The sequence below is a fragment of the Paraburkholderia sp. RCC_158 genome, assembly GCF_041355255.1.
Classification (GTDB): domain Bacteria; phylum Pseudomonadota; class Gammaproteobacteria; order Burkholderiales; family Burkholderiaceae; genus Paraburkholderia; species Paraburkholderia graminis.
Window position 1 is genome coordinate 82,569 of record NZ_JBFUPM010000019.1, and the last position, 20,283, is coordinate 102,851.

The following is a 20,283-nucleotide window of genomic DNA, read 5'->3' on the forward strand; positions in this document are numbered from 1 at the left end:
TTCTCCAATTCGGTCGTTCACTTTGCAATCTCGGCGGACTCAAGGAGCCAGCCGAGAATTATCTGACACAGCGAAAGCCACACACTGGAGGTGACCACAAAGTTCCACGAGACGCGCAATAAACTGCTCGAGAGATGATGTTGACCATGCCTGACTGGAGCGCAGAGCGATATGCGCAGAACTCACCGGGTCATTCGCCAGCGTGACTTCCAGACTATATTCCTCGCAATTCACGAACAGGCCCGTTGTAGATTCCGGGAACTTGGCTTCAAAGATTCTCCGCACGGACTCGGCATCGCCCATAGGGCTTACTTCTCGAACGTCGTTCAGACTTTCCGCATTGAGATTCGTTGGTTGAATGACGATGATGTCAAAACTCATTGCCGGTCCTTGTACGAGTTAGATTATGCAGGCGAGTTCCGAGGTCCTCCGGCGAATTGTCGACGATCTATGCGCCTATGTCGAACAACCCTTCGTGGCCGAAGTCGGCACTCGAACTAGCGACGGGATCAAGCGCCCCTCCTTCATCGTAACTGGCGAGCGAAGCATCGCTCAGTATGAGACTTCAAAATGCGATTCACGCTGGATCACGTGTGCAAGAGCGCCACGATCGGCTCGAAGCAACTGACGAAGAAAAACGGGCCGCACATCAATCTCAGACAGCCGTCGCCGAGCAACCCACGTGAAGGTAAGGCGTTTGTTCCCCTCCGAGCCATGATGCGAAACCGTTAGATCGAGCAACGGCGATCCGGGCTCTAGGCGCGCAATTAGGTAGAAACCGATCTCATGGTTTGGTCGTCCGTTATAACTGAAGAAATTCTCGACGATGCAGAGCGTTTTCTCGATGTGGACCGAAGCGCCAACCTCTTCTTCCATCTCACGGATAACAGTCTGTGCGGCATGTTCTCCAGGCTCGACCCGGCCCCCGGGAAGGCTCCAGAAGTCGTCACCCTCGACTTGATGCAGCAGGACGTAGTCGTCTTGGAAGATTACTGCGGCCGCCCTCAGATTGAAGCGATGACTTCCGGTGTCGAATGAAATCATGGTTTTGAGTTCGAAGATTTATGAGCGGCCATTTTAGGCCCAGAATTTTGGTGCGTCGGCGATTGTCAGCGATCCAAGCACGGATGTCGACTGACCGGTATTGGCCAATTGGGTGAAGTCGCCAACGGCCGCTCATGCGCAGTCCGGTTCGCAAAAACTCGATTCAGCTGACTGACCGCTTCGGAGAAGGTCATCTGACCGGGATGGGTCGAAAGTACGCGCTGACGACTGTCCGCTCCCGGGCCGCGAGATTCCACTGGCCGCTTTCCGGCGATGAAATTGAAGAGCGGGCTGACGCAGCCCGACCTTCTGAGCCATTCGACAGCGCGGTGCCGAAGTGGCCGAGTCGCGTGATAGCGGCCGTTGCCCGGCTACTTGGCAATGGCCGTTACGGTTCCAAAAGGCAAAAGGCGATGTCCTTGTTGCCTTGCGCTGAAGAGACGCACAGGATGTTCGAGAAGCCTTACCTCTTGACTTCGTAACCTACCCAGCCTTGAAGTCGCGTCTTGGAAATCAATCCGTCACGTCAAACTGCCGGGAAGCAGATGCACCATTAGGAATTCCCTGCAGCCGATTTTGTCGCAGTGGTTTTTTTCGGCGACAGCTTCTCGCGGGCAGTCCAAAATCCTAGCTTCTGAATTGCCTCGGAAACGCGCTTGATGCTACCGCCTTTCTAGGCAAATGAGAGAGGGCGACCTATATTATCTTTGGGTTCGTGCGGAGCCGTTTGCGCAACTTGATGCGGGGAGGACTGTGATGATTCTGTCAATGCTCTTCAAAGGTGTACCGGGGGACGAGCAGGTATATCAGAGCAACTTCGACGGATCGGGCTGGTCGGCGAAAGTGGCCATCCCCCAGATCGCGACGGCATCGCATCCGTTCTGGGCCGGTTACTACGACCAGACACTGTTCGCGGCTTGGCACGACACTTCATCGCCGAGTCGGGTGCAAGCGGCGCGATTCGACGGTCTCAACTCTTGGAACTGGTTCGGCGCGGTCCCGGGTGCCACGTCGGACACCGCGCCGGCCGGCGCCTTCATGAACACATCCGACTTCATGTTGATCTGGAAGGCGTTGGGCGGATCAGGACTCAATGCTGCAATCTTCGATTCCGTGCATTGGGGGCCGTTGTCGATCGTAACCAACGCACGGACGTCGCATCCCCCGGCGCTCGCGCGTTTCGACAAGACTATGCACCTAGTCTGGAAAGGTCCCGCCGACGATCACAACGTCTATCACACGACCTACGCCAGCGGAGCTTGGTCAATCGTGCAGCCGATCCCCGGCGTCGCCACGACCAGCCAGCCCGCGCTGGCCGTCTATGACGGACGTCTGGTCCTGGTCTTCAAAGGAGCGGAGGGCGACCATGGGATCTATTGGTCCTCGATGGCGTCGAGCGTCAGTGCGTGGTTGGCTCCATCTAAAATCGCCGACTTCACCACCGGCACCGGGCCGGCAGTCGTCGCCTTCTCCGGCCGGTTGCATCTCGTCTGGAAGGGAATCGGAGACGACTATAGGCTCAATATGGCGAACTTCGATGGCAACTTCTGGTGGCCCCAGCACGAGATACTCGGTGTGGCAACCAGCAGCACCCCGTCGCTCGCCGAGTTCAATACCGCTTTCTGAGGAGAAACCATGCCGCTCCAAACACCGTACGGCGTGAACGTGGGCCCTTTGCATGACGCTGACTTGGTCAACCCCGACACGGGTCAGTGGCCGCACTATCACGTGCGTATCTCTGGCCTGAGCGGACAGATCATGGATTCGGCGATAAATCTAAAATCGTTGACCGATATACAGATCGAGTACCGTAGCCGCCAGTTCGGCATCCAAGAGCCGCTTTTCGCCAGCGTCGTCGAACTCCCCGACGGGCAGCACCTTCTCGCGCAGACGTCTTGGTCCGGAGCGCTCGACTACGTTCGGCACGGGGGCATTACGGGCACCGCCGACTGGATACTTCAAACCGGCGACAACCTCATCGACAAGCTCAACGCACTGCTGAGCGGCGTCGAGCGCCTCTACATCTTCGGCGCAACCTACTCAAGCGGCATCGGCGTGCACGATGTGCACATGAACCAGGGAGATCCTGACGGAAGCTCGTTCCAGCATCTCGACGAGATCTGGCAGGACGGCGGCGTGCTGTTTCAATATGGAGGGAGCCAACCGCGGCTGGAGGTACTGCAGATCAAGTTCGAGACACAGTCGCTTTTCACTGACGACCATGGGCTCCCCATCGATTTCCGCATTCCACCGCGCCTGTACTACTACATTCCACGCTGGCGATGGCCGCCGGGCGATCCGATGACGAACGACGAACGGCGTGTCCTCCTCGAAAGTGGGCTCATCAAAATCGCGTCCTGGGCTGCTGTCATCGACGATGTCCCTTGCGAAGCCAGGGCCGCGATGACGCGCGAGTTGCACACACAACTCGGCAGCCATCTGCCCGAAGCCAGCGAAGAGCACCTCGGACGCATCGCCTCGTACGTGGTCAAGATGGGACAGCGACTTCGGCAACTCCGCCTGTGACGGTATCGACAGCGGTTAAGCCGGCGATCGCGCCGCGCTTCGCAGCTTCCTGAGCAGCAAAGGCGTCCAAGGCATCGGCAACCGGTCGGCATTCTGGTTCGTTCTGCATAGCGGCTTGACCGCCGTTTGAAGTCATGAAGGCCTTTATCGATCAGCATCGCGACACCTCGGGGGTCGAGCCGATCTGCAAGGTCTTTCGGATTGCCCGTCGGGCTGCCGGCGCCATGCGACCCAGCTGCGTGATCCGTCGACGCGCTGCGCCCGGGCGAAGCGCGATGAGATGCTGTGCCCCGAGATCAACCGATCAACCGAGTCTGGCAGGCCGACTTGCAGGTCTACCGCGCGGACAAAGTCTGGAAGCAGACGAACCGGGAGCGCGCTGTGAAAAGCGCAGGAGGACGTGAGAACAACAGGTACCTTGGGAGGGTGCGTCTGGAACCCGATCCACGCGCCTATGCTTTGATCCAGTAAGAAGCCAGTAACAGCCATCTCCTCGCCTCTTGCTCGCGAAAGCGCTTGGCTTGCAAAGGCGTGGCATGATGCCAAAAGGGAAGCCGATGCACTGAAATCGTTCCGTTGCGCGTCGCATCGAAGCACATGTTTAGATGTCCGTCAGGTCCCTCGCAGATGACCAATTGGGAGGCCACTGCGTCATTCGTAAACGACAAGTGCACGTCGACGTATCCATTGCGAAGATGCAGCTCTTCGGGATGGTGATCGTTGTGAGGCCCCACATAATCGCCATGCTTGTAAAGGATCGCCTGTACGCCGTTTTTCCTTTCGAGTTTCAGACCGGTCATCGCTTCGGCGAACCTTGCCAAGCTCTCTGACGTTAACATGCTCACCAACCCGATCTCTTTCGCTTGGCGGTAGGCTTGTGATCGGCGCGAATCAAGGTATATAGTGCGTTGGCGAACCACCTTATGTAGACACTCCGAGTAGTTGCGCGTCATGGCGCTAGTGCTTTCGCGAGGGATTGGTGCCGCCACGAGCTTGACGTGGGCAAGCAAGGAGGCGTCCAGGAGCGCGTGACACCGCTGTGCAACATCTTCATCAATCAAGCCGGGCACAACTTCTAGCGTTGGCATCGATCCCGTCGACCTGCCCCGACGAAAGCCGGCGGCTCCTTGATCAAGTACGCGCAGCCCCCGTTTATTCAGAAGGCCCTCGAATTCCGCCGGAAATACCTTCATTTCGTTCCTCCCGATGTTCGGCGGTGCCCCTCACAACGCCGCTCTCAACCATTCGGGCAGATTTGGGTTCGCCCAGATTCGCTGTCTGAACGTGGAGTCGTCGATCGACGTGATGGGATCGAGTTCCATCGGGTCGACGTCGCCTGGACCGATGGGTCTTGATCCTGCCACTAGCTCCGCGGCATATCCCTCGTCCATGTCGAGATGGACGAATAACGGCTGAGCCGTCGCGAACAAGGCGTGTTTCTCTGAAAATTCAGACGCCGCTTCAGGCAAATGTTCCAGTGAATAGCTAAGCGTTCTGGTGGCTTCTGCGAGAGTCATGTTCGCGAGCGGGTGAGTCGGACTGACTGTCAAATCGAGAACCATATCCTGGCTAGCGACATGAATTCGCTCCACCCCAGGGGTCCGAGGATCGAGGATTGAGGCACGGCCGGCGCGTGGGCGCCCCCCGATTAGCACGGCGACAAGGTCTTTTTCCGTCGCGCTGATCAGGTTCGCATACGGATCGCCATCAAGCGTATCGACGATAAGGAGGTCCGCAGTCTTACCAGCCCCGATGCTCCCCAACGAGTTCGCCCATCCGACCATGTTGGCGGGCGTCGACGTCACTGAACGGACCAGATCTAGGTCGCTAAGAATCGCGCCCAGTTGTTTGCTCGCTGCCTTGGCAACCTTCAGCTCTCCGAGCAAATTCTTGGTGCCGCTCGGAGCCCAGTCCGAACCTAGCGCAAGGGGCACGCCCGCATTGGTGAATTCCGATATGTCCGTTGTTGCGCCATACAGCAGAAAGTTACTCAAGGGAGACCATACCAGGCCGCCGCTAGCGCGCATTGCTTGAATTCGCGATTTATCCAGTGCGGTGCAGTGAATGCCTATGAAGTTCCTCCCGACCAGCCAGCATCCGTCGGGACGCTTCAAATAGTCGAATGCGCGAAGTGCCGCGTCATCGGTTCCTTCCGAGACATGCATGAGAAACGGGTGACTCGAATCGTTTAGGATGGTCCCGTACTTCTTCGCGGCTTCGGCTTGCGATTCGAAATCGTTGATCTGATCCACGGCGGTGGGCCAAGCCGGATTGTCAGGAAGCTCGGTGTTCCGGACCAGACCGCGATACTGCTCCACCGTCGCACTTGCGGTCGTGCCCAGCGACAGCCCCTGCGTCGTCGTGACGCCGCCCAGTAAGGCGCGGCATTCGACGAAACGAACCACGGCCTTCGCATTCTCTGACGTTGGATCGTGAGTCAGCAGTGCTGCGGGAGAGGAAACATGCCTCCTGTAGTCGGCAGCGCCACGCCAGACCCGTCGATCAGGAAAGCGGGTCGAGATTGACCAAAGCGGAATGGCGTTGTAGGCGGGGTGGTTGTGAAGCTCAAACAGGCCGGGATAAATAGTCCCTCCCGTCTCGACCACCGGACCATTGGCGAACGACGGAGCAAGCGGCTGATCTCCCTGGCCGACGTAAACGATCTTGTCCTCCTCGATCGCGACGACGCCGTCCTCTATGACCGTTGCCGCTTCGTCCATCGTAACGACGCGCCCCCGAAGAATCAGCCTCGACGGCACATTCACCAGTGCGCGACGGGATTGGTCCTCACCTGTCTCCACTCGAAACCACGCCATGTTCCACCTCATGTCACAACTGCGAAACCGGAGCTGTCGGGTGATCAGTCGTGCGGCCACCCGCGTCAGCCCAATTACGAGCGTGTTATCTCTCAGCCGCCACACGAGGCGTGGCGCGACAGTCAGTAAGCACGCAGAATGAGGGGAAGCCCGCTAGGTTGTCACCAGTAAGGTTGTATTGCTCGCAAACCACACTCATTCTCGTGCAAGACGCTCGAACCTCAGTCACGGAATGGACTACATCTCCAAGGAAGTGAATGACTTCGTTGCTGTCGGGTTGGAGCACGACTTCGCTTTCTTTCCCAACGTTCAACACGAGGCTTCCCCCGACAATGTCGCGCGGAACCTCCACGTAAAAGACACTGACGAGGTTCGGTATTAGCCTCACATCACCATCCCCAATGAGCCGGCAATCGATGTGTGGATCTACACGCGAGGAGCCTTCAAGGATAAGCGGATTAATATAGAAGGCATTACATGCTTCGAACAATGCGAGATCGAGTAAAGGGCACAGATAGGGAAAGTGGTGTCCGACCGACTCGATCCGATCGCGACGGAATACGACCGAGAAGCCTTTGCTGTTGACAAACTCCTTGCCCAACGGACTTGGTCCCAAATACTCGCTGGTGAGGATGCCTTCTTTCAGTGTCGCAAGTTCCGTCTTGCCGAGGACGTTTCCAGCTCTTGCAAAGTAGCGCTTGAACATTTTCTCATCCCCGATCCGCTCAGAGAAATGAAGACGTCTCTCTTGAATCTCCATCCAGCTCCTTCTCAGTGACCTCGTTGAGCACCGTCTGGAACTCGCGCATTGAGACCATGACTTGCTCTTGATATCCCTGACGTGCGAGAGCGGCCAGAAAATCCGCCGTATAGCTTATATGCCCCACTTCGTCCGTCACAATGATTGCCATCGCTCGCTCCAGCTTCGCTCGGTTAGCGTCGGGTGCGTGAGCAAGGATAACCGGCGTGAGAAGTCTCTCAAGAAAAAGAGCCTTAATTTCGAACAGATTGATGAGGATTAGGGAATTCAAAAGCTCCTGGAAATCATACGATTCGAACTCTGCTTTCGCACCGGACGGCACCGACTCGAATTTAGGCGCGCAACCATGAAGCTTGGTTCTAAGCTTTTCGGTTGCGATGCGGGGAAACGTGTTGAACGTGATGCGGGCGAACATGCGTGAATGCTTCGCCTCGTCATATGCGTGCTTCCGTACGCCTCGTGCGATCGCCGTCTGTCCAAGGCGTTGGCTGTATTCCCACAGTCGGCCAGCACTGTAGCCTTCCATGTCAACATTCGACAGCAGAAGCGAAATCAGCCACTCCTGATCTCGCGAGCGCCGCCTAAACTCATTGCCGAACCACGCCCTACCATATGGTGGTTCGTTGCCCGTGAAGGCGTGCGCTAGCAGCTTCGCGTAAGTGGCCCGCGCCAAACCATCCGAGCGCGCGAGATGCTCTTCAACGAACCGGCAAACGAAAGACGGGTCGGCGGACATATTCAGTGTCCGTCCTTGCTCTTCTCCTGATCGATCTCCAGACGAATTGTCACCGCGTCGTTGACACTTTTGGGAATGGGCGCGTTTTCTATCGTGAAGGTGGTCTTTCCAAAGAATTTGGCGCTGGTGATCTGAACCGATTTTCCTGACGCTATCGCCTTCAAATCCTCTGGAGAAAGCTCGAACTCGATTTTTTTTCCACCGCCCTTAAGCGAGTTGTCCTGATGTTCCATCGCGTGTCTCCATTACTTTGCGGTTCGGATTGATTCTCTTAACGTAGCAGTTTTCCAGTCGAAGTGGACGCTTCCACGTTGCGCTGAAACATCGTCCCTCGGTTTTTATGCTTGCTTGCGCTGCATTAAACATAGCAGGCTCTCGCTTACTTTCAAGGATGATCGACAATCGGTTTTGGTAGCAGGGTCGCTGCGCAGCGCCGACGCGTCACAGTGTGCAGGGAAACGGAGCCAGACGCTGGAAACGGGAAACGCATAAACGTAAGCCATTGCATTGCCGTGGAGAGGCATTGTGGCCGTTGCTTGCGTCGTCTCACTGGTGTTCGGACGTCAGCGCGGCGCAATGAAGCGGCCTTTGATTACGCCACTCAAGTCGACGGACCAATTGCCGGCAGTGCGATTGCTGGCCGCCGCTGGTCGGTCGGAGCAGACCCGAGACCGCTTCGGTTTCCGTCGGCACGAGCTCGAGCAAAACTTTTTTTTATCTCTCCAACGCAGCGACGAATGGCCGACATGGGTGATGCAACTGGCCACCTGCACCATCGAGTACTTGCTCTGCATCATCTATAGCTCGCTTTGGATCAATGGGGGTGAGCCCCCAGGCCTGCAAAGTTCTGCACAGGTTTGTAAGGTCGCACTCTTCTGTCTGCAAATCACTGTCGCGCGCCAACTGTCTCAGCGCCTTTTATCGAATGGCCAGTTTCCGAGCAATAACCGACGTGTGAACGGCCAGGAGACGGGGGGGAGCGAACGTCTCATCATGGCCGATTGGGTGAAGTCGCCAACGGCCGCTCATGCGCAGTCCGGTTCGCAAAAACTGGATTCAGCTGACTGACCGCTTCGGAGAAGGTCATCTGACCGGGATGGGTCGGGTCATGCCTTTTGCATCGAACGTATGGCCCAGACGATCGTCGCGTTCGGCCGTGGGGCGCTGGTCGGCCAGTTTGAGACATTCGACACAACTCGCCAGATCGTTAACAATTGCCGGACCCTGTCGACGACCGGCCTGTACGGTCATTCGGTCGAAGGCAAGGAATACGTTGTCCGCCAGTCCGAAAAAAACCTCATTCGGCAATCGCCTCCATGAAAATCCCATCACCTGTCGCTCTTGTCACTGGCTCGACTTCTGGTATCGGTGCCGCGATCGCGCGGCGACTCTCAAAGGACGGATTCTCAATCGTCCTGCATTCGCGAAGTTCGGCCGATGCAGGTGATGCGCTGGCCCGTGAACTCGGATCGGCAGCTTATGTGCAAGCCGATCTGACCGATGACGCGGACAGGCTGAGGCTAATCGGTGAAGCGATTGCGGTATGGGGCCGACTCGACGTTCTGGTCAATAACGCGGGGATCAGTCGCGTTATACCCCATGCGGATCTGGCGGCAGCCACGCCGGAGATATGGCAGGAACTGCATGAAGTCAATGTCGTTGCCCCGTTCCGGTTGGTCACGGCGGCGCAATCCGCGCTCCGTGAAGCTGCCACACGAGGAAGGCCGGGTTGCGTCGTGAACGTGAGTTCACATGCCGGCGTCCGGCCAAAGGGAGCGTCCATTCCTTACGCAGCAACAAAGGCGGCGTTAAACCACGTGACCCGCTTACTCGCGGTTTCACTTGCCCCAGATATCCGCGTGAATGCCGTCGCTCCTGGCTTGGTCGATACGCCTCTAACAGCGGACTGGACGCAAGCGCAGCAACTATGGAAGGAACGGGCGCCGATGCGTAGGGCCGCTAGTCCTGAGGATATTGCTCAGGCTGTTGCATTGCTAGTCGCATCAGATTATCTGACCGGAGAAATTCTGCTTTCGGATGGGGGATTGAATCTCACGTAGCAAGCACGTGCACGACCGACCGGCTGCTTTGAAGGAATTCGGAGGACTGTTGTGGGGTCGATCAGCGACGTTCGGAACGCCATCAAAAAATCCGTTTATTGAGGGCACCCCCTGTTGATGCCAAGGATGTGCCAGTCTAAAGGCAGCGAATCTGTTGCCAATCTGCTACGCAGAGATCTAACCATCCATTTGCAAGCATTCCACCAGTGCGAAACACTGTTGCTAACTGGGAGAAGCGATGTGTCTACCTCACGCATTCGAAAACGCTTTCGGCTCTGGAGCGCTATCTCAACCATCGCATTACACGCGGCATGGGAACCGAGCTAACCGCAGAGCGCTATCGCGGACTCGCGCCGTCAAGCTGCCTGGTCCTTGCGGGCAAGGGGCGCAAGTTTGCGATGAACACCAAGCGCCGCATCAACGAGGCCGGGCAGCCGGTTGACTATTCTGCGTGTGACAGCCTCCAATCCCACGTCACAAAGCTCTACAGGGACGCAGGGATACGCGGCGGATCATCCCATTCGGGCCGGCGCTCGTTTGCCAGTAACCTCGTTGAGCAAGGACACGATATTGAGACGGTGCAGCAGCTTTTAGGTCATGCGGAGCTTGACGACGTTTTGCCCTATCTGGCCGTGTCCGATAGAAAACTCCGGCAGATGTTCTCCGACGTGCTATGAGGCCCGCGTGTGAGGCTCCCCAATAGGCAATCCTTCAATGACTGCCTTATGTAGTCATTTGTTTGCTATACTTGTGACTATAGGCACTGACCATAGGCGCGAAAATGGAACGCAATCAGGTATCGAAGTCCGAATTCAAGGCGAAGGCGCTTGAATTCTTCCGTCAGATTGAGTCGTCGGGCGAAAGTGTCGTCGTCACCGACCACGGCAAGCCAGCGTTAGAAGTACGGGCGTATCGGAGCATGGAGCGCAATCCGCTCGACGTGCTGCGGGGGTCGGTTGTGCGGTACGAGAACCCTACCGAGCCGGTTGCAGACGGCGATTGGGAGGCGGCTCAGTGATCGCCCTGGATACGCACGCGTTGGTATGGTGGGTAACGGGTGATTCGGCATTGAGCACGAAGGCGAAAGCGGCTATCAATCGAGAACTCAACGGCGGGGAACTTCTCGTGTCGGCAATCTCGGCATGGGAAATTGCGATGCTTGTCGAGCGCGAGAAACTGGTTCTTTCGATGGACGTGGGTAGTTGGCTTGCCACGGTACAGGCCATCGAAGCTGTGCATCTTGTTCCGGTCGATCCTGAAATTGCAGTCAAGTCGGTTGAGCTGCCGGGCGAATTTCACAAGGACCCGGCTGACCGGATGATTGTCGCGACCGCCCGCAAGTTCGCCGTGCCGCTTGTGACCAAGGACGAAAAAATCCGCGCCTACGCGCATGTTAAAACCATCTGGTAACACTAGATTCAAGGTCGGCGCATGCGCGTCGATAAACAGACAGGAAAAGTTGGCAGCAATCGGGGGGCTTATGTGGACAGAAGAGTTGTCAGCTTTTCAACGTATCAAGAAGGCCGTCGTCTGGGTGGGCGGCACCGTCTTGGCATACTTTCTTGTCTCGTGGATGGTAGACGCGCTTAACGAGCGGTCGCCATTCTTGGTTAAGGTGCTGCTAATGTTCCTCATCGGCGCGATCATCTATGGCAGCACAGAAAACCCTAATCTGAAACGCCGGGTTGACGAACTCAACGGGCGCAATAGCAGCGGCTCATGACAAAGTAAGCGGTTTGAAACCCTCGCTTTCGTTTGGGCGCGGAGGTGATGACGGGGACGAATGGGAAAAGGAAGTTGAAAAGTTACCACGACAATTCGGGGATAGAAAAATGGGGTGGGGAATATTTTGGCGCATGTTTCTTGGCGAACTTTTGGCGTCTCTGGCATTGATGGCGTTGTGCTTGGTAACGCCGCTAAAGCCGCTGTTGTATGGTAGCCAATGGATACTCTGGCATCCAACTATCGCGTTCGGCTGGTTCGCGGTGCTTTTACTTGGCAGTTTGCTGCGCGATGGCAATGGTCCGCTTTATCTTATCTGGGGACGTCTGCTGGGCAAGCCGGAATCGTTTTGGCGACGACTTCACGGCTGCGCTGGTGGTCTCTACGTCGTTCTCGCGATCGTGAATATCGCTGTAGCCCACGTGGTGCCATTCCGTACGTGGTTGCAGCTAAAGACATTCGGACCGCTCCTGGCGCTGATCGCCTTTTCGGTTTGGGCGGCCCGGTATCTTGGCGACAATCGGAGAGCGGCAGGCAGTGCTTGATACAACGGAAAACAGCACATGAGTAGGACCGGAATCACTGATGTGGCGGTAGATGCAGTGCGAAGCCAAACTCGGCTAGCACTGCCGGATGACGACGCCTACCTTTATCGCCTAGGGGTGGCTCTTTACGGCTTCGCCAAGCTCAGCAGCTTTATGGCGGAGGTTGCTTGCAAGCTTGACAAGACTCTCAGCCGATCTGAGGTGGAGCCAGGTACCGGAGGTGCGATATTGTGCAATTTCCGCAACAGTGCGGAAAAGGTTAGCAAGTCACTTCCTGAGATAGAGCCCGTCGCGCAAAACGTTGTGAACATGTTTTTCGCACTGAACAAAGAACGTACTGATTTCGTTCACGCCTATCCCATCACGAACGACGCCGAGGCACAGATTCTTCATCGACGGAAAGACTCTGAGGAAAAGTACTTCGAAGTGACAAACGAATTTTTGGATCTTTTTATCACCCGACTCGATACCGTAAGCGATAAGCTTTATGAGATACGTGCCATTGTTTCAGCGTGACGATGGCAAACCTAACGGAAAACGCGGCCCACGTCGCACGACAGGAAAATAAGGAGAGTTGTGCAATGAGCGATCAACAGCAGAACACAATGGCGCAATCGTTGAGCGACTTAGGTTACGACGAAGCCGCACAAGCGAAGCTGAAAAGTATCCTTGGCAGCACCGGCACCGTCATCATTGCTGGGCCGGTTGGTTCCGGTAAGAGCGCCTACATCGGCGATATCGTCAAGTCTTTGGGCGAGGCTCGCTGATCGGATCGGAAAAGCGGTCGCGCCGGTCGCGCGGGCCACACAGGAAAACATTGGCTAGGGCAAGGGGGAAACGATGACGGGACAGATGGACGAAGGCTACTTCGACGAGAAAAAGCAGTTGGTTCAAAAGGCAATCGCTAGCGCCAGCGAGGACGTGGCTAACGCGCTCGGCCTAATTGCGGCGACAAGCTACGCGATGAACGATCTGGTCGCACCAGCTCAAATCCACGAGTTGCTAAAAAGTGCCGCGATCAAACTGGACGCGGCGAGGCGCGACTTCGAGAAAACCCGCTGGGCAGCTTCGCGGACGGATCTCCAGTTCGAACAATGGTTAGCCGTACACGGTCATAGCGACCTTCGCCTCAAGCAGGACTGAACGGAAAACATCGTCCAGAGCTATAGAAGGAAAGCATGGAGCAGGAAAATCATGGTCGGATTGATGGTTGTCGTCGCCCTCGCGGGGACGGCATTCGGTTTCGCATTCGCCGTAAAAGCGGCGTGGGCTATCGGTCCGAAGATGGACGTACTGCCGCTGCTGTGCTCGGTCTTTGCGTTCGGCGCGGTGTTTGTTTCGGTCGCTATTGCTGCGTTAGATTTTGTGACCACATAGGAAAATTATGACAACGACTCTCCAGCGCGCGAAGCGTGCATCACAGGCCAGCAATCGTCGCTCTACTGCGCGGGCGCGACTGCGTGTAGCTCTTTCAATGCATACGGAGACGTTGCCAGGCGATGAAGCATTGAAGTCGTTTGCTGCACAGGCGCGCAGCTATCGTCCGCATGTCGTGACCGCGACGCAGGACGTGGGCGTGCTGCAAGCTCACTACTCGAAGTAAGCATCGGAAAATCACACGCCATGAAGAAACGAATTTTGATGCTCACGTGTCTCGTTCCACTTTGGGCAGCGGCGCAAGAAAAACCGGGCGTCACGGCGATTGCACCGGCAGCCCGCTCGATTCCGGCTTCGGCGGTTGATGCAGATGGCGCGTACATCGAATACAAGGCGATGGTATCGAACGGCGACGGAGCGATAGAACTTGGGCGCTATCTGAGCGCTTCCGATTGCACTCACCGTCTTGAGCAGGCATTTGCATCGCCCGAGTTTTCAGCCGCAATCCACAAGAAGCCCATTCTGCAACTCGCCTGCGTCGCAACGCGACAGAAGGCATAGGAAAATCCGCGAATCGCAGGTGGCCGACGGTAGACTTACGGTATTTGCGAAAACATTATTGCTCGCGCATATGGAGGGCGACCGTGCATTTCGACGTCGATGATGACTTCGAGAGATTACTGGACTTCTTTGCCAGTCTGATCCAGACAATGGCGGGAGTGCCAATCCCTCCAGATCTTGTCTGGGTGAATGATGCGCAAGTCCTTGCCATCAAGTTTTACCGGCATCTATGTTCGATTCGAAACGCAGCAAACCCAGTCCCGTACGTATCGCGAGGACTAGAGTCCGAGCCTTATGTCGATCACAGTTCGGTTTTCGTCCTCACGCGCGCAGCTCTTGAGACGTACCTGACATTCGCTCACGTGTACGGGCAAGACGACATAGACGCGCGAAGATTTCGACATCTGTTGTGGAAGTACGGCGGGTTTGCGGACCGCCAGAAGATGGTTCCGACGACGGAGCAAGGCAGGCGCAAAATCGCTGACGAGAGGGTGTCACAGGCAGAGTTGAAGGCAGCAATTGAGAGCCACATGCGCTGGAAGGAATGTGATAAGCAGGCGCAGAAGCGGATCCTCAACGGAGAGTGGCGAGGCGGGAAATCTTGGGTTGAGATCGGTGTTGGAGCCGGATTCCATCCTCAATATATTCGCAATGCGTATGCGTATCTCTGCGGTTATTCGCATTCTAGTTGGCTGAGCATTCTGCAAATCTCTCAGACGCTTGAACTGGACCAACAGCGTCGAATGGTGCGAGGGTTGATGAGCATGCTTGTCACTATACTTAGTTTTTTTATCGCTGATCACGTCAGGTTGTTTACGAATGGTGCAGCGTTGGTAGCCGCAGACTCTCATGCGACGGCGATCGCGGCTCGGTGGCGTGTGACGGGCGAACATATGTCGCGCCCATATCCCGCCGATCAGGGACCCCCAGCAGCAAGTTAGACCGGAAAATTCGCCGCAACGCGCCGCACTGGAAAACGGCGCATCGAAATTTAAGGAAGGACATGGCAACTGACCAACTGCCTCAAGACGCGGCGGAACCGACGCTGACCTTGCAGGATTTGACAAAGACGACAGAACATTGGATTCAGCTTTGGTTGACCTCCGAGACATCCTCATTTTGGACCTGGAGGCGAAGTGCAAAGAGCTGGGCGACCTAGACATCGACGCGCTTACGTACCAGCAACTGTCCGATTGGGTGAAATGGGTCGGCACTGTGGAGGAGAAGCTGCAACGCGCGCAGGATGTAGTGACGTCGGGACGTAGGTTGCTTACTGCCGACAACTTGTCCTGTCTCTCACTACTCGTGTCGAGTGGTGATGACGCGCGAGCGTTTAGCGAGTATCTGAAATCGCTCGCTGGCGGGCAACCGTAAATCGACTTACAGGCCGCGTATGCGGCCTTTTCAGGCACTTCGTATGGCGGGTAAGATTCGCGCGGATGGAAGACAGGACAACACGCCTATCGTTCAGATGCCTGCTGCGGTCGTCACGGCTGCATCGTCCGCACCCGCTCACTAGGACAACGGAAAAAGCCATGGTTACGCATCCAGTTCATGTTCGTCGCAACGGTTATCGCGGGTCCGACGCAAGAAAAAGGGCTAAGGCAAACAGTGAAAACCGGGATGCTTCGGTGCTTGAAGCTTATGCGAACAAGTTACTGCTAGAGCAAACGCTACCTATACAAGTGTACTTTTGGATGGAATTGGCTCAAGGCACCGGCCTGCCGTATGAAACGGTTGCCCGACTCGGCGCATCCATTGACGGGGGGAGCGGCGGGTTCACGGCGTGGCGGCATGACATGACGTATGAAGCGGCGATGGCCGCGAACAGTCAGGCGCGCACTGCTTCCGATAAAAGCGGTGACGATTGAACGTCAAGGAAAATTAGGAGAAGTGTGCAATGAACGATCAACCGAAGAACACGACGCAGCAGTCGCTGACCGACTTGGGTTATGACGAAGCCGCACAAGCCACGCTGGACAGCATTTTTGGCAGTGCCGGTTCCATCACCATTGCAGGCCCGATTGGTTCCGGTAAAAGCGCCTACGTGGGCGATATCGTCAAGTCGTTGGGCGAAGCCAGCTGACCGGATCGGAAAGCATGGATACGCTTGTGTTCACTCTTGGGATCGCCTTCGCTGTTTTATCCTCGTCGGCTGGTCAAGCTATCTCCGTTCGTCGGGCACTCGGCCCAGCGTCGCTCTTTATGGGTCTCGTCGGCGCTGCGGTTACTGTCGCCGCAGGGCTCTTATTGCCCCCGCACTGCGATGGCGGATCGTTATACGCCCCTTGCTTTGCTCTTGGAACGCCCGCGCTCGCGATGATGGGTGTTGCGTCGGCTCTGCTGGTGGTACTTGGCATCGCGGTCGGATGGATGGAGGCGCGTTCGCGCGTCGCATAGGAAAAGCTGGTGTGGCCGTGTTCAAGAAGTCGCACTACACATCTGGAACAACCAAGTGAACAGACTGGAGAAATGAGTGGCAAGTTACCGTGAACTTCTTAAGCAACGTGAAGCACTGCAAAGGCAAATCGATGCCGCGCAAGCGCAGGAAGTTGCTGCTGCGATCGAAAAGGTTTGCGAAATCATCAACGAGTATTCGTTGACGCCTGAGCAGGTATTTGCTCAACCGAAGGGAAAGCGCGGGCCGAAGCCTGGGACGAAACCGGCGAAGTATCGTGACCCAGCGTCCGGTGCCACGTGGAGCGGCATGGGACGTGAGCCGCTTTGGATCAAAGGCCAGTCGCGCGAACAGTTCTTGATCGATCGCTGAGCCAGGGAAAACAAGGCGATGACTCTGACTACGATGATTATTTCGATTGCAACGTTGCTTACGTTACTGGCCGCGATGAGTGTAGCGCTAGTGAATCGTTGGCACGGGGAGCATTTTTCCTCGGCCGTGGAGCGCAGAAAGGTCATGGAAGCGGACGGACAAGAGCGCGATCACTATTCATTCTCGGCTTCTCGCTCGAATACGTTTATCGGTCACACCGTGGGGCGAGCCTACATCGCAGTTGCGGTAGTTCGCTATGACCGCTTGATGCGCAAGCATCGACCGGCCACAAGCGCATAGGAAAAAAGCATGACGATGCGAACTAGATACACCCTCGCCTGCACATGTGGGCACACGGGCGCAGTGAAGATGAGCGAGAACGACGCGCCGTATTCTTCGTCTTGGGAAAGTTACTCGCTTGAAGGCTTCGACGGTGGCACTTTCAACAAAGAAGGTGCGGCGGCTGGTTGGCCTGAAGTGTTCGCGCATCTCCGGCCGGCATGCCCGAATTGTAAGCGCATTTTGACCGAAGCCGATCTTGAACGCGCCCAATAGGAAAAGCATAACCATGCAAACGAAAGAACTGCTGCAAGAATTGATCACGGTCGTTGAGGGTGGCGGTGACGCCGCAACATTCCTTGGCGAAGCGTTTGTGAGTTTTTATCGCGGCGGGAAGAACAAGATTGATCTGCGCAGCGTGGAAAAACTGGACCAGGAGAATTTTCGGCTGTTTTCGGAAATGCTGACGCTTCGGCGTCGTCCCGGTTGGTCGGATGATGAACTCTTTCAGACCGAACAAACCATCAAGCGCATGTTGGGCCAAACAGCCTGATCGCCACGGAAACTCGGAAAACCCAATGAGCGAAGTTGCTAGAACCCTCGCGGCCGGCATCTGCCTCATGGTAACGGCGCTTGCAGCGGGGGCAGTCGTGCGCGCAGCGCTTTTGCTCTGTGACATCAGCGGGCCGGCGGCCAGCACAGTCGGGATGCTCGTGCTTTTGGCCATTTCAGCCAACGCCAGGGCCTATTCATTGTTGGCGCGTATCTTCGGTTCCTCAAAGGTATAGGAAAATTAGGAAACACGAAATGCCGAACACCGAAGAAATGGTCGGGAAGCTGGTCGAGTCCATTCGGTCTGCGCCCGACAGGCGAGAGGGCGAGGCTGCACTACAGTTTGCGTCAGGCTATATCGGCGCGCTGGACGACTTCAAGCTCATTACGCCGGAGGAAAGTCGTGAGGCGAGGGCAGCAGTCATGAACGCCCGCAGTGCGGGGGAATATGAAGCACCGCGGCTCACCAATGCCGAAGTGTCCGCCATTCTTACTTCGGGCGACGGCCTGTAGGGCAAGGAAAACGGTCGGGAGACACGCACATATGATTAACTCCACGCTTTCGTCTTTGGCTGAAGAAGATCTCCAGCGGCTCTGCGAAGATCGTGCGGTTGAGTCACAGACTCTAGACTTCAAGCGAACCATACCAGGCAAAGACGATCGCAGCAAAAGCGAGTTTCTTAAAGACGTATGCGCGTTCGCAAACGGAAACGGCGGCGACTTGCTTTACGGCATCGACGAGTATGGTGGAGTAGCTTCGAGCATAGTTCCAGTTACGAATGAATCGGTAGACGATCTACAGCGCAGGCTATCGCAGGTGCTGGACGCCGGCGTTGAGCCTCGCCTCGTCGGCGTCCAAATGCGTGGGATTTCGGTGAGCGGTGGTTATGTCCTCGCGGTTCGCGTTCCAGCATCGTTCAATGGTCCGCATCGATACAACCTCAACGGACATAGCAAATTCGTCATGCGAACCGGTACACACACTTCTGAACTCTCGTATGATCAACTGAGAAGCGCGTTCGATAAGAACGCGTCATTGGCGGGGCAGGCCAAGCTATTCGTGGAAGGGCGGGTCGCGGCAATCCGGGAGGGGCACGCAATTCGGCCACTGATATCTGGCCCGCAAAGCTTGCTGCATGTGATTCCAGTGGGGAGGGGTATTGACGCTTCCGCCGTGGACGTTGCGAGCTTGCACGACGGGAAGTATTCGGAATACATTCTTCCGGGATGGCCTGGTGCATCGCGTTCACTAAACCTTGAAGGCCTTGTCGTCCACCCACCCTCCGATGCAGATGGTCATTATGCATATCTGCAAGTGTTCCGTTCTGGTGCAATCGAAGCGGTGACGTTCACCGGACACTCATTTGCCGACCGCAAGATCATCCCGTCAACAACGGCGTCGAATTTCTTTCGCGATGCCCTGAAAATCGCTTTCACGAGCTTCCGAACGCAGGGAATATCCGGCCCCGCTGTTATAGCCGGCGCGCTCTTGCGCGTCGACGGATACGAGCTGGGCGTCGATAGTCGTTCGTTTTCGTTCAATCGCTTTGCGTCAGACCGAGACAACATGTTCTTGCCGCGCCTTTGGGTTGATGACGTCGGCTCGGCCGAGGTTGATGCATACGCGAGACCGTTGCTTGATGTGATGTGGCAGGCGTTCGGGGCGAATAGGTGTTTCGAGTATTCCGAGGACGGGCGCTGGCAACCGAGAGCTTGACTTTCAAACCACGGAAAATTTGGGGAAACGACGATGTGCAAGAGGCGGGACGTTGGCGACGTTGTTCTGTTGCGCGACGATGAGGAAGGCTCGTACCTAGGGCGTATCGACGCATTGGACTCTGAGCGCCGGTATGAATGCCCGCGCTGCTCGTTCGATGCGGCACACGACCAAGAGTGTCGGGAGTGGCCGAACGTCGAGGTACTGAACGACAACCGGCAACCGACCGGCCACTTCGTGTACCACGTCACAGAATGCGAAATGAGCGATCCCGTCTGAACCGGATAGAACCAAGGGAAATCGCGCCATGACCGCAAAACAACAGGGCCAAAACGAATTCGTTACGTTTAGCTCGGATGCGTACAACGCAGGCTTTACTCTCACGCTGTACGTTGACGGCGGCATTCGCTCCAGCGCGGCCCTCGTGTCGTTGAACAGAGAACTCGATAAGCCGTTCTGCCAGGTCAAGCTGGGCGTCCGTGCTCTAACCTTCGCATTGCATCAAGACGGCTACCCTGTCGAATACAGCGCTCAAGGCAAGTCATGGTCTCCGGTCGTAGAGCCGAAATTCGACGCCATGAGTCATTACCGCGTGTTGCTCAAACCCGGTATGCCCGAAGCACCTGTGGTCGAATCGGACCCGGACAGCTTCTGAAATAACTAGCACGGAAAATCGCTTTACCGGCACGCTCCCGCCACTTAAACAACGGCGCGAACTGGGAGCGTGCCACCTAAACGAAGGAAAACGTCATGCGATTCATCCCCACGGTCTACTCGCGAACTGGCGGCTCGCTCCGGCGCAGTGACGAGAGGGCGAG

At 56.4% G+C, this 20,283-nt stretch carries 32 protein-coding genes, 1 pseudogene and 1 other annotated feature; of the genes and pseudogenes, 26 read left to right on the forward strand and 7 right to left on the reverse strand.

The features are described from left to right. Positions 1–39: 39 nt before the first annotated feature. Together AB6809_RS27975 and AB6809_RS27980 are read right to left on the reverse strand one after the other, a co-directional pair. The gene (locus tag AB6809_RS27975; RefSeq protein WP_371027611.1) at positions 40–381 is read right to left on the reverse strand and encodes a hypothetical protein; all 342 of its coding nucleotides are present in this window, start codon (positions 379–381) and stop codon (positions 40–42) included. A gap of 171 nt (positions 382–552) precedes the next feature. Further along, the gene (locus tag AB6809_RS27980; RefSeq protein ID WP_371027612.1) at positions 553–1,044 is read right to left on the reverse strand and encodes an NUDIX hydrolase; all 492 of its coding nucleotides are present in this window, start codon (positions 1,042–1,044) and stop codon (positions 553–555) included. A gap of 756 nt (positions 1,045–1,800) precedes the next feature. Between AB6809_RS27980 and AB6809_RS27985 the strand changes: the two genes are divergently transcribed. The 3 genes and pseudogenes from AB6809_RS27985 to AB6809_RS27995 all read left to right on the forward strand — a co-directional run. Then, positions 1,801–2,670, forward strand: coding sequence for a hypothetical protein (locus AB6809_RS27985; protein ID WP_371027613.1), 870 nt, complete (start codon positions 1,801–1,803; stop codon positions 2,668–2,670). A gap of 9 nt (positions 2,671–2,679) precedes the next feature. Continuing rightward, positions 2,680–3,570, forward strand: coding sequence for a DUF2278 family protein (locus AB6809_RS27990; RefSeq protein ID WP_371027614.1), 891 nt, complete (start codon positions 2,680–2,682; stop codon positions 3,568–3,570). Positions 3,571–3,665: 95 nt separating this feature from the next. Beyond that, positions 3,666–3,779, forward strand: a sequence feature (AL1L pseudoknot). Further along, a pseudogene (locus tag AB6809_RS27995) lies at positions 3,690–3,945 on the forward strand (IS3 family transposase); the annotation flags it as partial. (Overlaps the previous feature by 90 nt.) Positions 3,946–4,022: 77 nt before the next feature. On the opposite strand, the gene AB6809_RS28000 reads toward AB6809_RS27995, so the two are convergent. The 5 genes from AB6809_RS28000 to AB6809_RS28020 all read right to left on the reverse strand — a co-directional run bounded on the left by AB6809_RS28000 (position 4,023) and on the right by AB6809_RS28020 (position 8,115). Beyond that, positions 4,023–4,763: a hypothetical protein gene (locus AB6809_RS28000; RefSeq protein ID WP_371027615.1), complete on the reverse strand. Its 741-nt coding sequence runs from the start codon at positions 4,761–4,763 to the stop codon at positions 4,023–4,025. A gap of 30 nt (positions 4,764–4,793) precedes the next feature. Beyond that, the gene (locus AB6809_RS28005; protein ID WP_371027616.1) at positions 4,794–6,386 is read right to left on the reverse strand and encodes an amidohydrolase family protein; all 1,593 of its coding nucleotides are present in this window, start codon (positions 6,384–6,386) and stop codon (positions 4,794–4,796) included. An 85-nt stretch (positions 6,387–6,471) separates the two neighbouring features. Next, the gene (locus AB6809_RS28010) at positions 6,472–7,146 is read right to left on the reverse strand and encodes a hypothetical protein (protein WP_371027617.1); all 675 of its coding nucleotides are present in this window, start codon (positions 7,144–7,146) and stop codon (positions 6,472–6,474) included. Beyond that, on the reverse strand, positions 7,112–7,882 hold the full coding sequence (locus tag AB6809_RS28015) for a hypothetical protein (RefSeq protein WP_371027618.1): 771 nt from the start codon (positions 7,880–7,882) through the stop codon (positions 7,112–7,114). The genes AB6809_RS28010 and AB6809_RS28015 overlap by 35 nt, the downstream gene beginning before the upstream one ends. A gap of 2 nt (positions 7,883–7,884) precedes the next feature. Then, the gene (locus AB6809_RS28020; RefSeq protein ID WP_371027619.1) at positions 7,885–8,115 is read right to left on the reverse strand and encodes a hypothetical protein; all 231 of its coding nucleotides are present in this window, start codon (positions 8,113–8,115) and stop codon (positions 7,885–7,887) included. A 355-nt stretch (positions 8,116–8,470) separates the two neighbouring features. Here AB6809_RS28020 and AB6809_RS28025 point away from each other — a divergent pair, with 355 nt between their 5' ends. The 23 genes from AB6809_RS28025 (at position 8,471) to AB6809_RS28135 (ending at position 20,120) form a co-directional block, all read left to right on the forward strand. Then, the gene (locus AB6809_RS28025; RefSeq protein ID WP_371027620.1) at positions 8,471–8,950 is read left to right on the forward strand and encodes a hypothetical protein; all 480 of its coding nucleotides are present in this window, start codon (positions 8,471–8,473) and stop codon (positions 8,948–8,950) included. 60 nt (positions 8,951–9,010) lie between these two features. Beyond that, the gene (locus AB6809_RS28030) at positions 9,011–9,202 is read left to right on the forward strand and encodes a hypothetical protein (RefSeq protein ID WP_371027621.1); all 192 of its coding nucleotides are present in this window, start codon (positions 9,011–9,013) and stop codon (positions 9,200–9,202) included. After that, a complete protein-coding gene (locus AB6809_RS28035) occupies positions 9,199–9,942 on the forward strand; it encodes an SDR family NAD(P)-dependent oxidoreductase (RefSeq protein ID WP_371027622.1) in 744 nt (247 codons plus the stop codon). Before AB6809_RS28030 ends, AB6809_RS28035 begins: the two co-directional genes overlap by 4 nt. A gap of 206 nt (positions 9,943–10,148) precedes the next feature. Further along, positions 10,149–10,619: a tyrosine-type recombinase/integrase gene (locus AB6809_RS28040; RefSeq protein ID WP_371027623.1), complete on the forward strand. Its 471-nt coding sequence runs from the start codon at positions 10,149–10,151 to the stop codon at positions 10,617–10,619. A gap of 104 nt (positions 10,620–10,723) precedes the next feature. Beyond that, entirely contained in the window at positions 10,724–10,960 is a 237-nt protein-coding gene (locus tag AB6809_RS28045) for a type II toxin-antitoxin system Phd/YefM family antitoxin (RefSeq protein WP_371027624.1), read from the forward strand. Further along, positions 10,957–11,352, forward strand: a complete 396-nt coding sequence (locus AB6809_RS28050; RefSeq protein ID WP_371027625.1) for a type II toxin-antitoxin system VapC family toxin — start codon at positions 10,957–10,959, stop codon at positions 11,350–11,352. Before AB6809_RS28045 ends, AB6809_RS28050 begins: the two co-directional genes overlap by 4 nt. Positions 11,353–11,422: 70 nt before the next feature. Then, complete coding sequence (locus AB6809_RS28055) at positions 11,423–11,665, forward strand: hypothetical protein (RefSeq protein WP_371027626.1); 243 nt, start codon at positions 11,423–11,425, stop codon at positions 11,663–11,665. 13 nt (positions 11,666–11,678) lie between these two features. Then, positions 11,679–12,209 carry a septation protein IspZ gene (locus AB6809_RS28060; RefSeq protein ID WP_371027627.1) on the forward strand — a complete coding sequence of 177 codons (531 nt, stop codon included), beginning with the start codon at positions 11,679–11,681 and terminating at the stop codon, positions 12,207–12,209. 18 nt (positions 12,210–12,227) lie between these two features. Continuing rightward, on the forward strand, positions 12,228–12,725 hold the full coding sequence (locus AB6809_RS28065) for a hypothetical protein (protein ID WP_371027628.1): 498 nt from the start codon (positions 12,228–12,230) through the stop codon (positions 12,723–12,725). Between the two features lie 65 nt (positions 12,726–12,790). Continuing rightward, on the forward strand, positions 12,791–12,976 hold the full coding sequence (locus tag AB6809_RS28070; RefSeq protein ID WP_371027629.1) for a hypothetical protein: 186 nt from the start codon (positions 12,791–12,793) through the stop codon (positions 12,974–12,976). Positions 12,977–13,061: 85 nt separating this feature from the next. Further along, complete coding sequence (locus AB6809_RS28075) at positions 13,062–13,352, forward strand: hypothetical protein (protein ID WP_371027630.1); 291 nt, start codon at positions 13,062–13,064, stop codon at positions 13,350–13,352. Positions 13,353–13,403: 51 nt separating this feature from the next. Further along, positions 13,404–13,586 carry a hypothetical protein gene (locus AB6809_RS28080; RefSeq protein WP_371027631.1) on the forward strand — a complete coding sequence of 61 codons (183 nt, stop codon included), beginning with the start codon at positions 13,404–13,406 and terminating at the stop codon, positions 13,584–13,586. Between the two features lie 97 nt (positions 13,587–13,683). Continuing rightward, on the forward strand, positions 13,684–13,812 hold the full coding sequence (locus tag AB6809_RS28085) for a hypothetical protein (RefSeq protein WP_371027632.1): 129 nt from the start codon (positions 13,684–13,686) through the stop codon (positions 13,810–13,812). A gap of 20 nt (positions 13,813–13,832) precedes the next feature. Next, on the forward strand, positions 13,833–14,147 hold the full coding sequence (locus AB6809_RS28090; RefSeq protein ID WP_371027633.1) for a hypothetical protein: 315 nt from the start codon (positions 13,833–13,835) through the stop codon (positions 14,145–14,147). Between the two features lie 83 nt (positions 14,148–14,230). After that, a complete protein-coding gene (locus tag AB6809_RS28095) occupies positions 14,231–15,088 on the forward strand; it encodes a hypothetical protein (RefSeq protein ID WP_371027634.1) in 858 nt (285 codons plus the stop codon). 594 nt (positions 15,089–15,682) lie between these two features. Beyond that, positions 15,683–16,018: a hypothetical protein gene (locus AB6809_RS28100; RefSeq protein ID WP_371027635.1), complete on the forward strand. Its 336-nt coding sequence runs from the start codon at positions 15,683–15,685 to the stop codon at positions 16,016–16,018. A gap of 29 nt (positions 16,019–16,047) precedes the next feature. Next, positions 16,048–16,233: a hypothetical protein gene (locus AB6809_RS28105; RefSeq protein WP_371027636.1), complete on the forward strand. Its 186-nt coding sequence runs from the start codon at positions 16,048–16,050 to the stop codon at positions 16,231–16,233. Between the two features lie 390 nt (positions 16,234–16,623). Continuing rightward, complete coding sequence (locus tag AB6809_RS28110) at positions 16,624–16,917, forward strand: H-NS family nucleoid-associated regulatory protein (RefSeq protein WP_371027637.1); 294 nt, start codon at positions 16,624–16,626, stop codon at positions 16,915–16,917. A 369-nt stretch (positions 16,918–17,286) separates the two neighbouring features. Continuing rightward, positions 17,287–17,472 carry a hypothetical protein gene (locus AB6809_RS28115; protein WP_371027638.1) on the forward strand — a complete coding sequence of 62 codons (186 nt, stop codon included), beginning with the start codon at positions 17,287–17,289 and terminating at the stop codon, positions 17,470–17,472. 13 nt (positions 17,473–17,485) lie between these two features. Next, entirely contained in the window at positions 17,486–17,749 is a 264-nt protein-coding gene (locus AB6809_RS28120; protein WP_371027639.1) for a hypothetical protein, read from the forward strand. A 254-nt stretch (positions 17,750–18,003) separates the two neighbouring features. Further along, positions 18,004–18,261 (forward strand): hypothetical protein, encoded by a 258-nt coding sequence (locus tag AB6809_RS28125; protein WP_371027640.1) that lies wholly within the window; start codon positions 18,004–18,006, stop codon positions 18,259–18,261. Positions 18,262–18,292: 31 nt separating this feature from the next. Beyond that, positions 18,293–19,465, forward strand: a complete 1,173-nt coding sequence (locus AB6809_RS28130; protein WP_371027641.1) for a helix-turn-helix domain-containing protein — start codon at positions 18,293–18,295, stop codon at positions 19,463–19,465. Positions 19,466–19,772: 307 nt separating this feature from the next. Then, positions 19,773–20,120 carry a hypothetical protein gene (locus tag AB6809_RS28135; protein WP_371027642.1) on the forward strand — a complete coding sequence of 116 codons (348 nt, stop codon included), beginning with the start codon at positions 19,773–19,775 and terminating at the stop codon, positions 20,118–20,120. The last annotated feature ends 163 nt before the right edge of the window (positions 20,121–20,283 follow it).